This is a genomic window from Bacillus sp. 2205SS5-2, from assembly GCF_037024155.1.
GTDB lineage: Bacteria > Bacillota > Bacilli > Bacillales > Bacillaceae_K > Bacillus_CI.
Map to the genome: position 1 here is coordinate 31,863 of NZ_JAYKTS010000008.1, position 17,069 is coordinate 48,931.

Sequence of the window (17,069 nt, forward strand, 5' to 3'; positions counted from 1 at the left end):
GTTTTTTTCAGAAAAAACAATATTTTTCGTTTATATTGTCTGATAGTGGGGTAGAGTGACATTTAAAGTGAGGAAAACTCTCGAAGAAAGGCAGAAATTCAGACCTCGCCGTTCACAAGCGATCTTCCACAATTTATAGAATTCACACTTATGTCAAAATAAAAAAGTTCCTCGGAGAATCAGTGATTCTCCGAGGAACTTTAGAAAAAAATCAATCTATTACTTTCACCGCGCCAAGATAGCGTGGTTTAAAATAACTATTGTTTAAACTAGTAATCTCTACTCCACTATTGCCAGAGTGTATAAATTGATTTTCACCAATATAGATTCCTGCATGTGAAGGACCTGGTTTATACGTTTCAAACATCACAATATCACCTATTGATGGAGAGCTTACTTTACTTCCAAAATCCCAAATGCCGCTTGTTGTTCTAGGTAAATCAATATCATGTAGATCATAAACATAATTTAAATACCCACTACAATCAAAACCACTTGGTGTCGTCCCTCCCCATTTATAGGGAGTTCCTAAAAACTGTTTGGCTGATTGAACAAGAGCAATTCGATCAAATCCTACCAAGCTATTCGCACTTTCGGATATAACAGACGTGCCTCCAATAACGGTAAAATGCTTGATGTTTAATTTATCTACAGTTTGCTTCACTGTTGCTGGTACATTATTTGATTGCATAAGCATAACAGGTAAATCTTCACGTGCAGCTAATGCCGACCCAGTTAGCGCATCAGCAAAACTTTCTCCTGTAGCAATAATCGTACTGTCTACAGATGTGCCTGAATAAAACATCTCTACGATTTTGGTAGCTGTTTCATACCGGTCTTGACCCGAAACACGAATTGCACTAGGTAATTGGTTCAGTACACTATCACTCACAACAGCCTTACCACCTACTAGAATGGAAGAATCATAATTGGCTAACGCTTTTTTGGTCTCTTCAGGCACATTGTTTTTTTCTACTAATAAGATTGGCATGGATTGTTTAGCAGCAACAGGAGCAACTGCCAGACTATCAGGAAAGTCTCTACCGTATGCAACTACTGCTTTTGTACCACCTACTAAATCAGCGATCTTCGCAGCCGTTTCATATCTATTTTCTCCTGCAACCCTAGTCGCATCAACATCTAATTCTTGTAATTGATTTTCTACATTTGGAGAAATAACTGCATTCCCACCGAGTATGTACGCTTTCTTCGCCTTTAATCTCTTAATCTCTACCTTGACACTTGCTGGAATTCTGTCTTTCGAAATTAATAAAATCGGTGCATCATTCTTTTCAGCTAGAGGAGCACCCGCTAATGCATCAGGAAAATTATTCCCAACCGCAATAATGACCGTCTCTGCACTAGACCAACCTCGTTTGGATATTTCAACAGAAGTTTCATATCTGTCACTTCCACTGATTCTTTTTAATTGTGTTTCTTCCGCAGATGTAGATGACGGGCCAAACATAAATAGGACTGAACAAACTACCGCGACATATGCAATAAATAGAGACTTCCGATATTTGGTATTAATACTTTTCATTCATACTCCACCTTTTTTGTTGGCTAAAATGACCATTCAATATAGACAATTGACTACTAAGTTGCATTGAAATCAAAAATAAATCTTCATTATTCATTTCTAGAACTTTTATCTATTCTATTTCTAAGAGGTCTTTCTTCCTATAAGTTACAAGGATAGAAACATATAATAAAAGAAAAACCTACCTTCTGTCGCTATTCCCTACAGCTTCCCTTATCTTTTTTGTAATTCTAAAAATAAGGAGGACCCTTGCCAAAACAGCTCTTATTTACTTATTTAGGAGATAATTCTACAAAATCTATTCTATCACTTTATATTTCGTAATATTTTTACAGTTATGTAACAAATTCAGTCATATTTTTCAATCTACTACTTTTCACTCATTTTTTATACTATTTGTTACAAATAATCTGGATGCTTTTTTAAAACAATCATGATATCAATATACAAATATTAAATTCATATTCTAACCACCAAGAATAAATGGTAGAATTATAGTAACATTCAGAAAAATACACTTATGGAAGAAGGAAGAGAAATGGCACCGTTAACAAATGAAATAGCAGAAATATTCAGGAAATTAATTGTAAAGTTAGATACCAATCAACTTTTAACTACTGCCAATCAGAATTTGCTCACATTATTAAAGGGTTCTCCTACTGAAGAAGAATATAAACAAAATCTAATTGAAAGCATCGTGGTTCACGTAGAGTCTACTAAAGCATTACATGGCATTATCCATCAACTACTCACAACTTCAAAGTATCCTCATTTAAAAGGTGTGACAAAGGTGATGGAACAAGCTAATCAAACGATTCGTAGTGACGTGAAGAAACTCGTTCCTCAATATAAGGAAAGCGTAATAGTAGATGAAACTACTATAGATAAAACATCTCAACTTGAACTTAATTTCATAACTAGCCAGCTAGAGCTTGATTTGACCTATTCCTTTATTGATGCATTTGGTACTATTAGCAACCAAGAGTTATTCAAAGTATTATTCACTTTCACACCTGAAGAAGTCGGTTTCTGTCTATTAAAATATGTAAGGACATATGTAAGTGTTCTGTATGACTCCTCAATAAAGCAATTAATTAAACCATAATTTAGATTAAATATGGTCAGGATAAAATAAAGCTTAAGCACCATTGAGCTCACATTCCGCACGTGAACCTATTCAATTTTCATTTTCAAATTCTGAATCACGAACGACAAAATCGTTTAACCTAAGAATAAGAACGTACGTTTTATAGATTATTTAATTTTATTATTGTGGTCCGTTTTCTAAATATCTACTAAAAAGTCTATTTTTCCTAAAAGAGCAATGATGTGAGGAATCTTAATGTGAGCTAATTAAGTAAACATTTATTATTGTCCTTCCACGCTAATCAAAAAAGAAGGTTGATCATATTCTCAGATCAACCTTCTTTTCTTTGGAATCATTCAATTCGATTACACCTTGAAATACCATTTTTTCTTATGAGCTATTAGGGCAATAACTGTCCAAAATAGTAGCATAATGATGGCATAAACTAGTTGAGCATAAGGGACGGCTGAGTCAATTGAATGAAATAGTATTTTTGAAAGAGCTTTTTCTTCTTGCCCTACCGTAATGGTAATATGCAATAACACTGAGGCGATAATAAATTTACCAAAATAGATTAGAAAACTATTTCGACCAAAAGCCTCCAGGAACCAAACAACTGGTTTCAAGAATGTTTCTTTGGCATCCACCTTTCTCTTATCGAACAACAAATACAAAATGGATAACATAATAGATGTGCAGCTTGCTGCTAGTAATCCAAAGGCTGGTGTCCATATCCGTTTATTAAAAGGAAGGAATTGATCCCATAGAAAAGATATAAGCAATAAAATGACACCTAAACTGATTAGTTCTTTCCAAGCACCTGTCTCTTTCCTCGTCAAGATAAGCTTTCCAATCGCATACCCAATTAGTACGTTTGCAAGTGCTGAAAAACTGGTGACTAAACCCTCAGGGTCAAAGCCTCTTTCTCCCTGATGATATAGATGTGCTTTCCCAAAAATATTTTCATCAATACTATATGGAGCATTACAGCTCGGTTGTGGTAGGTCATCACTACAGTCAGCACTTAGGGTCAACAAACCCAATCCATAAACAGATGTGAGTGTCACTGCAATAAGGATCAGCTTTACAGGGGATTGAACGATTTTCGTTATCAATACTGTAGCTATCCCTAAAAAGGCAAACATTTGGAGAACACCTGTAAAGCGTAATGTCGAAATATCAACGCTCCATGACACAATGATCGTGAATAGGAGGCCGTATATAATCAGGCGAACCGTTCTTTTTAGTATTTTAGACCATTTGACACCCTTCTGATAAGCAATTGCCATACTCGTTCCAAAAATGGTTATAAAGATTGGCAGGATAAGATCAATCAGCGTGACTCCATACCATTCTGCATGGCGAAAATAAGTGAAATTATAGATACCATTAGGAATATTACTTAAGAACACGGATAGGATGACGATAATCCCTCTTAACATATCGAGGGAATAGACTCTTCTTTTTTTATGTAATGGTTTATGAGTACTTTCCATAAGATGTTCCTTTCTGAAAAAAGTGTGAAATTTCCCTACTAGGAAAGTATACACTAGGTCCTAATTCTTTGGTAGAATCAATTAGAATATCATTTCATACCCTTAATAATCGGAGGCTTAAGATGAGAAGACTATTTGCAGCATTATCATTCCTTTTGTTTTCTAGTTTACTGGCATGTACCTCCTCAGAAATTCAAAACCCCAAAACGTCAATATTTTATTCTCCACACGCGGATGATGAAGTTCTGAGTTTAGGAAGCGCCATTCTTCATCAAATAAACCAAGGAAATGAGGTTGTGGTTGTTTTGCTATCAAAAGGGGAAGCTAGTTCTTCCTTTACTTCTATTAATGAAAAATTAGTTTCGACTGCTAAAAATCCTATTACACGTCAAGAGTTTGGGAATGCTCGCGTAAAAGAATTCAAGAATTCTGTCGATGAATTAGGGATTCAACTTGAGAACACCTATACTTATGATTTGCCTGATGGTCAAATTACTAAAGAAGAAGTTATCAAGATCATTCAGGAAATGAGTGTGCTTTATCCAAGCGCTAGTCACCATACCCTCTCATATCTTGACCCTCATTCTGATCACGCGAATGCTGGCTTGGCCTTAAAATCGGTTCAGGAAAGTGGAGAAGTCAACTCTGTCCGTTTTTATCTTCCTATTCAAGAATTTAACAAGATGAAATATAAAGGAACCTACTATACTCCGTCAAACTATAAAGATGCTTATTTTAATGGTTTAAATTCCTATAATATTTGGGATCCCAAAAATGGATTTTACGCTATTGGTTACACCTCTGTACAGTCCTATTTCCAAACGGCGAAAAAGCTTCAAGAAAGTCGATGGCATCAATAGTAGGTATGGAAATATAGATACACGACTTTTAACTATTAATAATCATTCGTAAATATTGAATTAAGAACGGGCAAAAACGCTTCAATACTCCTATGAGATCATTAAGCATTCGCATATACTAATACTAAAGCCTAACTTTTCGTTTCACTTGAGAAATTATCATCTAATTTGTCTATCCTATCTAGCAATTTATTTAAGACATGAGGAAAGTGAGATAAGGCTATTTTCGCAAAGTCTTTTGTTTTTCGTACAGTATATAAACGATGATATCGCTTTGTTTCGAGACATCATTTCGTCACTTCTTGATTGAAAACAACAGCAAAATCGAGGATTCCATCTAAAATTAGATAAAATAGTTACAATGTATTCGAATAGATCCTTTAGAAAAGAACTTTTAAACTGAACAAAAAGCTGACAAGTAAAACTTGTCAGCTTTTTTAGGAGAAGTGAGATATTATTTTGCTAAGCGATTGAATACGTCTTCGCTTACCGCACCTTCTCCACCTAGCACTTGAATTTGATTAGCACTATTCATTTCTAGTACATCCTCAATTTCAGTTGGTAGCATATCTGGCTTCACCAACATCATTGAAGCATTGTCCTTCGCTGCTAACACAGCTCCTGCAAGAGCGTCAGCAAAGTTTGTTCCTGTCGCTACATACACATTATGAGAAGGCATTAAGTCTTTGGCAATCATTGCCGCAGTGCCATAACGGTTTTCTCCTGCATAACGTGTTGCCGTTGGAAGCATGTTGAATACATCTTTATTCACTGCTGCTTTCCCACCAGCAACAATGGTTTTATCAATACCCTTTAGAGCATTTTTAGTTGCAGATGGAAGCATATTTGCATCTGTTAATAAGATTGGGAATCCTTGACGAGCTGCATATGAAGCGACAGCTAAAGCGTCTGGGAAGTTTTGACCGTTTACAACAACAGCTTGTTCTGGTGATCCGCCAAGGCGTGCCGCGATGTTTGCAGCAGTTTCCCAACGATCGTCTCCACCAATACGCTCAACATCAAGATCCATTCCTTCTAGCTGATATTTCACATAATTACTAACCGCAGATGTCCCACCAAGAATGATGACATTATCTGCACCTAGACGTTTAATCTCTTCTTTAACCGCTTTACTTAATGTACCATTTTCAGTTAATAGAATTGGTGCATCATATTGGTAAGCAAGTGGCGCACCAGCAAGTGCATCTGGGAAGGAATCTCCACGAGCAATTACAACCGTGCTTGCTTCAGTCCAACCAGCTTTTGAGATTTCAATCGCAGTTTCATAGCGTGTTTCTCCCATAATACGATTCATGCTCGTAACACGTGCTTCTACTTTAGGATCGACTGTTTTATGCGTTTCAAGATACTCTAAGAATACTTGGTAATCAACAAAGAATAATTCTTCCATCTTTCCAGCTTCTTTTGCTTTTCCAAATACTTCGTAGCCATCTCCGCCGCCAGCGATGTAGTTATTTGTTGCGACCGTATACGTTTTATCTACATCAATGTCTTCATACCCATTTTCAGTCATGACTTGTACACTTAAAACTCTACTTCCAATTTCAAGACTTGCATCATAGGAGAATTTCATTCCCGCTACATGAGGGAAACGACCGGCTCCATTTTCCACATCACTTACACCATGCTCCAATGCTTCAACAACCTCTGCACCAGTTAAATCAAGGGTAACTAAAGTGTTTCCAAACGGCATTGTCGTTAACACTTCACCTAGTGTAATATCCCCTTGATCAATCGAGGCACGAATTCCGCCACCGTTTTGAATCGTTAATGTTGCGTTGCCATTTTTGCTCGCCTTTTCCAGCATAGAGTCTGCAATCATGTTTCCAAGATTTGTTTCACTTGTACGAACACTTCCACGCTCTCCGTCTAAAGCTACTTCAGAATGTCCTACTAGAGTTGTTTTCATTTCTTCTAGCGGCTTTGCTAATTCATCTAATAGTGTTTGAGCTTCAGGGTCAGCATCAATCACATAATTTTCATTCTCATCTTTTTCATTAATATCAATTAAATTTTCATCCCATGAAGTCAAGACGCCATTGGTATCAAATGATACTTGAAGATCACCAAGAATTTTACTATATTCTTCGGCTTGTACGACAATAGTTGGTTCAGCATCCTCATTGATAACATATGGATCATCAAGCTTTGTATGACTGTGACCACCGACAATAACGTCAATTCCATCCACAGATTCACCAAGGGTAACATCATAGTTATACCCTAAATGTGTAAGAGCTATGATTTTATTAACTCCTTCTGCTTCAAGCATTTTGACCGTTTCTTCCGCTTTTTTCAAGTAGTCTTCAAACTTAATCGTATCTCCTGGGCTTGAAAGAAAGACTGTTTCTTCTGTTGTCAAACCGAAAAGTCCTACTTTTTCTCCATCTACATCCATTATTGTTGCAGGATAAATCATCCCGTCTTCACCAGGTTTACCAACGCTGTCTTGGAATAGAGGGTTTAAATCTGTATTGGCACTGTAATCAATGTTAGAGCTAATAATTGGGAATTCCGTCTTCTTAATAAAATCAGCGAATACACTTGGACCATCATCAAATTCATGATTACCTGGTACCATCGCATCATAGCCAACCATATTCATAAACTGAACACTAGCCAAGCCTTTATATTTATTGTAGTAAAGTGTGCCTGAGAAGACATCACCTGCATCTAGTAAAATAGAATTTTCACGATTCTCACGAACATCCTTAATGGCTGTAATTCTTCGTGCAACATTATCTAAATGCCCGTGAGCGTCATTTGTATGCATAATAGTTAAATCAAAATTTCCAGGTGCTGCATCAGCTTGTGTTGCTGGGGATACGGCGAAAATACTAGCTGCTAGTGCTGCTGTTGTTAGAACTCCAAAAAGTGGTTTTTTCATTTCCATTTGGTTGATCCCTTCCTTTTCACATGTAGTAATTTGTCGTAATGAGTCACTCAATATCAATTATATAGTAGATTCATAGATAATTGTGAGAAATTTACCAAAAAACAAATAATTATTAGTGCTTTTTACATAGAAAGGTGAAAGTGCTTTCACCCTTCTATGTTTTCTTACTTCAAGAGTTGGTTAAGTACATCTTCACTAATTGCGTTTTTACCGCCAATAACGCGGAAATTCAAAATCTCATTCATTTCAATCGCTTCTAAAATTGACTCAGGGACTTCTTCTTTTTTCACTAATAGAATTTCCGCTCCTGAATTTGCGGCTAATACAGAACCTGCAAGTGCATCGGCAAAATCATCACCTGTTGCGATTACAGCTGTTCTAGTTTGTGGAGTTAGAAACTTAGCAATTTCAGCAGAGGTTTCATAACGATCCTTCCCACTGTAGCGAGTGGCTTTATCAAAGCTATTGAACACTTTTTCACTAATTGCATTCTTCCCACCAACAACAATCATTTCGTCAATGTTTTTCAGCGCTTTAGATGAAGCATTCGTAAGTTCATCTTGAGCAGATAATACAATTGGGTATCCATTTTGAGCAGCATAAGACGCTACAGATAGAGCATCTGCAAATTGATAGGCATTCGCAAGGATTGCTTTTTCAGGATTACCACCTAATTTAGCTGCGATATTCGCTGCCGTTTCAAAGCGATCGCTTCCTGAAATGCGATCCACCTTCACATCAAGACTCTTTAATTGATACTCAACGTAATTTGAAATAGCGGACTTTCCACCAAGAATAATTACTTTATTTGCGCCCAAGCGTTTAATCTCCGCTTTCACTTCGTTATTTAAATGATCTTGCTGTGTTAGTAGGATAGGTGCATCATATTTATACGCAAGTGGTGCCCCTGCTAGTGCGTCTGGGAACATATCTCCTCTTGCAATCACGACGACATCAGATGTTTCCCATCCTGCTTGCGAAACTTCAATTGCCGTTTGATAGCGATCAGCACCGGAAATACGATTCACATCTTTGCTAAATTGAAGCTTAGCAAGAACTGGATCATGATCGCTTGCTCGACCATCTTCTTCACTGAAATCCGCGTTAATATTAACAGAATCTATCATCGTTCGATCTGCTAAATTATTTGTCACAAGAATGTGATCAAGTACTTGAGAGTTTCCTTGATAGATATAAGTGTAACGCTCTTCATTAGGAAGCATTTCCATCATATTCGTTAAAACATCACCTTCAAGTGTGTTGACAGGTGCGGCGAATTCAAAGTCATTTAAATCCCCTAATACAACTACATTGGCATCTTCAACCGTTGTGACTACATCGGTTACAAATTCATTGATCACCGTTGCTTGTTTTTCACGTTGTTCTTCACTACCTAATACGACAGGATGATCTGCTCCAAACATAGCACCATCTCCGCGCTTGGAATTGAAGTGATTCGCTACAACAATGACTCTTTCATCGTTGAACATGAATTCAGCAGCTAGTGATTTACGCGAGCTAGCAAATGCTTCATTTGTTGGGTCAATACGTCCTGGATTATGAGTTAACCCATCTTTTGTCACATCTACAGCTGTTACCGCATCTCCTGCTTGTTTATCGACTAAAGTTACTCGATCTGGATTGTAGATAAACCCAACACGGATATTCCCACCAGGCTGTCCACCGTCGGTTTTGTTGACTGGTGCGATATCTGTAAACTTATACGTTGGTCCACCAGCTTCTTCAATGCCTTTAATGATTGTCTGATATGATTCACTGGCATCTGTTGTCCCATCATCGGTTGGTCCATTATTATCTTGAACCTCTACTAGTCCGATAATATCTGGAGTTTTAAGATTAGTAACAATCGATTTTGCAATTTTCTCAACTTTTTCAGTCTCAGTTCCAGCATGGAAGTTCTCAATATTATAAGAAGCGATTGTTAAATCTCCTATTTTTCCATCAATAGGTGTCACTTCTCGTACCGTTCCCCCATCAATGACAGAAGGGAAGTCTCCGGTAGGACGAATTTTAAAGTTACTATAATCATAGCTAACATTTCCAAAAATAGAACCGTCGAACATATCACCTGTTTTGACGTTTACTTTCATACCGTCTACATCAATCAACATACGTTCTGGGTTGTAATCTTCAGGTGAAATCATGATTCCGCCTGCTCTTGAGTTCAGTTGATCATCACTTACATTTACCACTACAGGTACTTCATCATACTTATTTGGTCCTGTAATCATGGCATCTGGAATTTCAATGTACATTCCTTCAAGACTTTCATAGAAATCTAATCCATCTGTCTCAGGGTCAAATGATGTCATATTATCATCTTCAATAATTTCTGAAGGAGGAGTACGATCTACTCCAATGACGATTGCTGCTGGTATTTCATTATTAGAAGAAAGTACATTAATTGCAGAAGCAGTAATTTGAGTGGTTAATAGATCTTTAGCGTCATCGTAACCGCCTTCCTTCCACTCTTTTACTTCTCCACTTACTTCCACTTTGTCGCCTGCTTTAATGTCTGAACTGTTTTTCTTATACACATAGATTGCTTCAGATGTTGCCATATCTTCATCTGGTGTTACTTCTTGCATATAAAAACCATTAGAGCCTACTTTGGCCGTTACAACACCCTCAACCTTTGTAACCATCATTCCTTCATATGGAGAGGTATGTCCCGCACCTTGAATATCATGAATACTTACTCCTTCAGCCGATTCAATCACGGTGTAGGTAAATGTAGCTACTTCACTCGTTTGGCCGTCTTTTACAACAATAGCCTTAATGGTTACATCCGTTGTAATTTCAACGGGGCCTGTATATGTGGTACTTGCCGAAGTTGGATCATTTCCATCCATTGTATAATAGATCGTTCCACCTTCTGTTTCCGTTTGCAGTGTTACTTTTGTTCCCTCTTCAACCGTTCCAGAACTAGGGTTAGCTGTTACAGAAAAGGTCGATTGAATAATATCAGAACCATTTCGTGGTACAAGCTTATACTCATCAAAGTTATAATCAATGACACCACGTAGGATTTCGTATGTTTCACCAACAGTTAGTAACGCTGAGTCTGTCGGTTTAACAATAAATGTACCTGAACTATCAGTTGCAGTGAAATTTCCTTTGCTGTCAACAGAATCAATTTTCACATCAGAAAATTCTGCGAACATTCCTTCATGAGTTTCACCATTGTCTGCAGTAAGATCCGTTGACATTAGGGTCTTTGGAGCAGGAATTCCTTTGTTTACTGTTGTAATTTCAAAATTTGATGACGTTACTTCAATTTGTTGCATACCGTGGTAGCTATTTAACTTCCCTTCCGCTACTACTTCATCACCTGGTTGAGCACTAATATCTCCACGAATGATGATACCTGCAGTATCATCTTGAATGAAAAGATTTGTTGCTGAATTTGAGAAGGAAGCCGTCGCAATACCTGTTACTTTAACAGTTGTTCCTTCCACTTCTTTACGAGCATCAGCAATTGTGGAAAGTTCTACTGGCTCCGGATCTGGATCCGGTGTTGTTCCACCTGCTAGATGTGAGCCTAATTCGCTAGTGGTGTCTTTAGGAAAATGATCCCATTCAACGGATGAATCAAAAGCATCTGTTGCATCGGCATCACCTGTCTTAACAGAATCCTTTCGAACTAAGGTTACATCCTTTGCAAATACATTCACAATCCCTGTTTGTCCAATAGAGTCAATAACTACTCCATTTTTTTCAAGTGCCAGAGGGTCATCTCCGTTAAAATTAATGACATAATTATCTTCAAGATCTGATTGATTTTTAATCTCTTGATTTGCGTCTGGATGAGTTATTACATAAACCTCTCCATCAGCCAGTGTTCCGGATAAAGTTAAAACCTTATCCTTTGACTCACCACCACTATATAACTCTAATGAGTAGTCTGCTAGGTCGATAGAATTACCCGTTCCGTTATAAAGCTCGATCGCTTTATTGAAACTACCTCCCTCAATATATTCAGAGATAATTAAATCCTCGAACGTATCGTCTGCAGCTGAAACCTGCTGCGATACAGGTGTAGCAAAAAAACTCAAAATCATCGTAAACACAATGAAAACGCTTAATTTTTGTCGAATCTTAGTTCCTATTATCATAATATTCCTCCTTATAGGTTTATATTAGTGGTGAATTCACCAACAACTGATAGTATACATCATTTATTTTATAAAAGTGTAAATTTAGAGTGATTTCCATAAATATTTTGTATCCGCTTTCAAAAAATGTCGAAAATTATTCATAAATATGGATTTACATTACAAATAACCCATTTTCACTCATTTAACTAGAAACTTATAACATTTATTTATTACTTTTTTTATTTTTTTGAAAAATAACCAAACATTTCTACAAATATAGTTTAAATGCCTTATAATAATGGTATTAATGTGTTTTTTGTAGTCATTTTGACATGTTTTGACGCAATTCTGTAACTAGTATTTAATGTTTAGCTATCTCAAACATTGATAGAATACTAATTGGACAATACTAATCTATAAACTGGTGAAAAGGGAGTTAGGTTCATGAAAAAAACAGCATTATCTGTATTAGCAACAGCGACAATGTTTAGCTTTATGGCAAATGAGGCTTCAGCAAAGAGCTACGAGGTGCAAAAAGGTGACTCACTGTGGTCAATCGCTAACAAGCATCAAACAAGCGTCTCTAATTTACAATCATGGAATTCTCTAACTAATCATCTGATCTATCCGAAGCAACTATTGGAAGTCGATGGTGCTAGTAAAACACAGCCAAAGTCTTCGCCTAAGCCAAAATCGATAACAACGGATACATATACTGTTAAATCTGGAGATACACTGAGCGCAATAGCAAAACAGCATCAGATCTCTCTTGCAACCCTCATGGAACGAAACGGTATTAAGGACCACTTAATCTACCCTGGACAAATTTTAGTCATTTCAAAAACGACTACAAATAATGCTCCCGCTATCCAAAAAGAAACAGTCGCCACTCCTACAAATGTTCATCAATATACTATTCAAAGAGGAGACACACTTTCTGCCATTGCCAAGCAATTTGGCACAACTGTTAACCAACTAATGACCTGGAACGATCTAAGTTCGCATTTTATTATCAGTGGACAAGTATTGAAGGTATCTGGATCTACTTCAGGTAGCAGCGAACAAAAAGCTCCTGCCACTCCGGCTCCAACAAACGATCTTATTTCCTTTGCGAAATCCTTCATGAATACACCATACGTTTGGGGTGGATCGACACCTGCTGGTTTTGATTGTAGCGGCTTTATCTACTATGTATTTAAGGAAACAGGACATTCTGTTACGAGAGGGAGTTCTCAAACTCATTACAATCGTTCTTATTATATAAATGACCCTGTTCCAGGCGACCTCGTTTTCTTCGAAAATACATACAAAGCAGGAATTTCACATGTAGGAATCTATATCGGCGAAAATTCATTTATTCACTCTGGCAATAATGGAGTAGAGATTACTAGCTTAAGTAACTCCTATTGGAAATCAAAATTTGCGAGCTTCAAGCGTTTTTATTAAGGAATTTTCCGGAAAAATTCTTCTGTCACCAATCAGATAGATCAGGTGTCAGTAGTTCATATCGTTCTTTCTGAAAGGCTGTTTTCACAAAGATTGTGGCTTTTCGAATAAGAAGGAATCCCTTGACTTGTATGACTTCGTGCTCTTTTCCTAATGAAAAAGTCTTCATTTCTAGATAAAAAGGAAGAAAGCAATCGAAAAAAACCTACTGCCTTTTTTTTCTTTGTGACAAGAGCAACAAGGTATACGAAATGAGCCTTTCGAAAAGAACCAAAAAGAAAGAGGATACTCCGATTTAGTAACGGGTTCAGTTAACTATCGTAAAACTCGAATTCACAAAAAAAAATGCGCTTACAATTGCACCGTGAAATGCGGTGCTTTTTGTATATAAAAATGGTCCAGTTATATGAACTAGACCATTTTTTTGTTTATTTTCAATCGCTTCTTCAACTAAAGCACCCGTTTTGTTTAAGTAAAGTAATTCACAAGCATCTTAAAAGCCTACTTGAATCTAGTTGTCGGGTGAATGGTCTCAAGTGGAAAGCCAAATACTCGTTATTGTTGAAAATCACTTCATATAATCCGCAACTAACTCATGGCATCTTCTTTCTGTAAGGTTTGCTAGCACAGTTACATATTCTAAGTGTTCCTGAGTACCGCCTTTATATTTTTGCGATGCTTCCAGTGCACTATCATCTCTGTATTCTAGCCAATTCCGTTGCTCTTCTCTTAATTGGTCCATCTCCTCTGACGGCAGTCGCCCCTCTAAAACTACATAAATTTCATTCAACAATTCATCCCAAATATCCCATCTATCGTTTTCCACTTTTTTTAAGGCGTATGTGGATGAGTCTGTTGCTTCTAATTCTTCCGTTTCTTTTTTAGTATCATTTAATTTTTCGATATACTCTTTCTTCAGACTCGCTTCAGTACTATTAGTAGACGATCCTTCTTCGTTTGTATCAGTATTTTCTTTATTGATGGTGTCCGGATCAGTATTGTCAGTATTTAAGGTATTTTCTGTTGAATCCTCATTAGAAGAATCGTCACTTGTGTTTTGAGTTGAGTTATTATTTTGTGAATGGGTTTCCAACCTAGCACTTGACTCATCAGATGATTTTCCACAAGCAGCTAATATAACTACCACCACTGTAAACATTAACATTAAGAATTTTTTATTATTATTCATTTTTAAACCCTCCCAATTGAAGATCACACCAAGATTTTAATATTCTTCCAAGTGAAAATACCTTATCGAGTTTTATAGAAAGACTTCCTTTAAAAGCATATAAGTGGTGAAACAGACAGAAAATAGGACCAAGAAAGATGTTTTGTCTATAAAAGAGATTGCAGAGCAAACCATCACACTTTTTCCGCGATGAGTCCAGCATTCCTTTATTTTATTTACTAAATAGTCTAATTCCAGAGATAAAAGTAATAAGTGCAAGCAACGGTAAACGCAACCATGCCATATATATCCAAAGTTCACCACCATATACAGTCGTTGGGGAGGCACCAAAATCATCAACATATATCGCAATGTTCCAAAATAGCTTTAAAGAAATAATTAAAGAAATAAAACTCAAAACAAAAATCATAATAGTGAACCCTCTGTTTTCAAAATTCACTTTATCTCCTCTTATTTTTATTAAGTGAATCATCGTAACTATGCATAAAACGACTAATACTAATGCAATATTAAAGAACATCAAGGCAATAGAAATTCCAATAAGAATACCAATTAATACAGCAATAAACCTCATTTTATGTATTCTACGTTGAATACCTTTCATCAGCTTTTGGTCACTTTTTTCTGAATCAACATCATGTAAATCATGATTAGGCAAATCCCTTTCAACACTTCTATGATAATTTGCACAGTCTTTACAAGAATGAAGATGCTCCATAATCAATTGGTTACTATCTTCACTTGCGAGGTTTTCTACATGCATTGGGATTAAATCCTTAATAATATTACAATTCCCCCTCAATTTTCTTCACCTCCATAAATAATTGAAGACAGTTTATTTTTAGCTCGATAAAAATTGACCCTTGCCCATGTATCAGACTGATTAAATATTTCTCCAATTTCTTTAAAACTCAATTCGTTATAAAAACGCAAGATAATGATTTCTTGATGTGGTCCTTTTAGTTTCTTTATAGCATTTGACACATTAATCGATTCTTGTTTTTTTCATAGATACTCTCTGGTGTTTCCTGATTTGGAAATACATCTTCAAATGTTGATGTATCCGTAACCTTTTCGACTTTCTTTATTTTCTTCACATAGCTGTTAAAAGTATATTTGGCAATTTGAAAGAGCCATGTTGATATTTTACTATGTCTTTTTAACGATGAATGGACTCAAAGGCTTGCAAAAATGTTTCTTATGTCAATTCCTCAGCAATGAACCGGTCTCCAGATAAATAGAACAAATATTTATAAATCTGTTTTTCGTATATAATGTATAACTGATTAAACTCATCCAATTATAAAGTAAAACGTTACATTTTTTTGAAAAATATAAATAGGGAAAGGATTTTTCCCTATCCCCTCAATCAATACGAACTTTTACTTTCCTGCTCGTTAGTTTAAGTATATATTTTCATAATTCACTTTCCTAATATTAACACAAAACCCATTTTTCACTTTAATTATTTACGCTTCTTCGCTATTTAAAATGATTAGCCTCTGTCCATACTGGTTACTAAAATAGTAGAACTAATAGGTGATTCGGAATGAGGGTAGAAATCCAAGGTATTAATAGTCTCTTTCATAATACAGAACCGTGGTATATCGAAACTTGTGTATTTAACGAGGAAAAACAACATCTAGATGTATTAGAACCAATGGTAGAGGTGACGAAAATGATTCAAAACCATTATGACGGCATCCTCCAATTTGTTTAAGTCCAAGCTAAATAATGGACTTTTAGAAGGAACGAATAGTTTATTTCAGGCAGCTAAAAGAAAGGCACGTGGGTATCGTTCAGATAAGAATATGATCGCCATAATCTATCTACTTGCTGGAAAACTGGATTTCGCACTCAAATAAAAAGAATGAGTAACAGCTCAGAGCCATACTTCGCTCGCAACTGAACCCATTCCCTTGTCCGGTTTTTAGGTTTCGAGAAAAAGAGAGTTGATTTCTTTCTATAAAATCACTATAAATGACGAAGAGCCTTATTTAAGGCTCTTTTCGTATACACTGTGGCTGTTGCAGTCGCTAGACATTTAATCTTATACATTGTCTATAACTAATTCACCCTTCATCCTCTAGCAAGTGCGGAAATAACTCTTCTAATACTTGAGCTCCCATTAACCCAGTATAGTCTCCATAGTGTTCAAGGATTTTCCTAGACCGAAGGGACAACTTTAGGTTCACAAGTTCTGTGTTTGGATATTTAGGTTGATTTTCAACTTCGACAGCTACTATTTACCGGTAATTTATGAACATAATTTGCACCGAAAATTGTAGGCTAATTTGTTAATGTATACGAGTGAGTATATATAATATAGGCAATATTATAGACAAATCGCACTACAAATAAACATTCAATAAAAAAGCCTATCAAATTAACTTTCAATTTGATAAGCAAATTA

Annotated in this window: 10 protein-coding genes and 1 pseudogene; 4 read left to right on the plus strand and 7 right to left on the minus strand. The window is 36.2% G+C overall.

Annotated features, from left to right (window positions below; genetic code table 11):
• Positions 1–211: 211 nt before the first annotated feature.
• A complete protein-coding gene (locus U8D43_RS07590) occupies positions 212–1,543 on the minus strand; it encodes a cell wall-binding repeat-containing protein (protein ID WP_335870583.1) in 1,332 nt (443 codons plus the stop codon).
• A 538-nt stretch (positions 1,544–2,081) separates the two neighbouring features.
• Here U8D43_RS07590 and U8D43_RS07595 point away from each other — a divergent pair.
• A complete protein-coding gene (locus U8D43_RS07595; RefSeq protein WP_335870584.1) occupies positions 2,082–2,648 on the plus strand; it encodes a hypothetical protein in 567 nt (188 codons plus the stop codon).
• A gap of 347 nt (positions 2,649–2,995) precedes the next feature.
• Here U8D43_RS07595 and U8D43_RS07600 read toward each other — a convergent pair whose 3' ends face one another.
• Positions 2,996–4,126: an acyltransferase family protein gene (locus U8D43_RS07600; protein ID WP_335870585.1), complete on the minus strand. Its 1,131-nt coding sequence runs from the start codon at positions 4,124–4,126 to the stop codon at positions 2,996–2,998.
• A gap of 122 nt (positions 4,127–4,248) precedes the next feature.
• Here U8D43_RS07600 and U8D43_RS07605 point away from each other — a divergent pair, with 122 nt between their 5' ends.
• Entirely contained in the window at positions 4,249–4,986 is a 738-nt protein-coding gene (locus U8D43_RS07605) for a PIG-L deacetylase family protein (protein ID WP_335870586.1), read from the plus strand.
• Between the two features lie 454 nt (positions 4,987–5,440).
• On the opposite strand, the gene U8D43_RS07610 is transcribed toward U8D43_RS07605, so the two are convergent.
• Both U8D43_RS07610 and U8D43_RS07615 read right to left on the minus strand, forming a co-directional pair.
• Positions 5,441–7,900: a cell wall-binding repeat-containing protein gene (locus tag U8D43_RS07610; RefSeq protein ID WP_335870587.1), complete on the minus strand. Its 2,460-nt coding sequence runs from the start codon at positions 7,898–7,900 to the stop codon at positions 5,441–5,443.
• 167 nt (positions 7,901–8,067) lie between these two features.
• Entirely contained in the window at positions 8,068–12,039 is a 3,972-nt protein-coding gene (locus U8D43_RS07615; protein ID WP_335870588.1) for a cell wall-binding repeat-containing protein, read from the minus strand.
• Between the two features lie 426 nt (positions 12,040–12,465).
• Here U8D43_RS07615 and U8D43_RS07620 point away from each other — a divergent pair, with 426 nt between their 5' ends.
• Entirely contained in the window at positions 12,466–13,467 is a 1,002-nt protein-coding gene (locus tag U8D43_RS07620; RefSeq protein WP_335870589.1) for a C40 family peptidase, read from the plus strand.
• Positions 13,468–14,035: 568 nt separating this feature from the next.
• Here the strand turns inward: U8D43_RS07620 and U8D43_RS07625 are convergent.
• The 3 genes from U8D43_RS07625 to U8D43_RS20930 form a co-directional block, all read right to left on the minus strand.
• A complete protein-coding gene (locus tag U8D43_RS07625) occupies positions 14,036–14,656 on the minus strand; it encodes a lysozyme inhibitor LprI family protein (RefSeq protein WP_335870590.1) in 621 nt (206 codons plus the stop codon).
• A gap of 211 nt (positions 14,657–14,867) precedes the next feature.
• Complete coding sequence (locus U8D43_RS07630) at positions 14,868–15,458, minus strand: zf-HC2 domain-containing protein (RefSeq protein WP_335870591.1); 591 nt, start codon at positions 15,456–15,458, stop codon at positions 14,868–14,870.
• Positions 15,455–15,640, minus strand: a complete 186-nt coding sequence (locus U8D43_RS20930) for a sigma factor-like helix-turn-helix DNA-binding protein (RefSeq protein ID WP_442893577.1) — start codon at positions 15,638–15,640, stop codon at positions 15,455–15,457. Before U8D43_RS20930 ends, U8D43_RS07630 begins: the two co-directional genes overlap by 4 nt.
• A 667-nt stretch (positions 15,641–16,307) precedes the next feature.
• Between U8D43_RS20930 and U8D43_RS07640 the strand changes: the two are divergent.
• Positions 16,308–16,521: pseudogene (locus U8D43_RS07640) on the plus strand (transposase); the annotation flags it as partial.
• Positions 16,522–17,069: the final 548 nt, after the last annotated feature.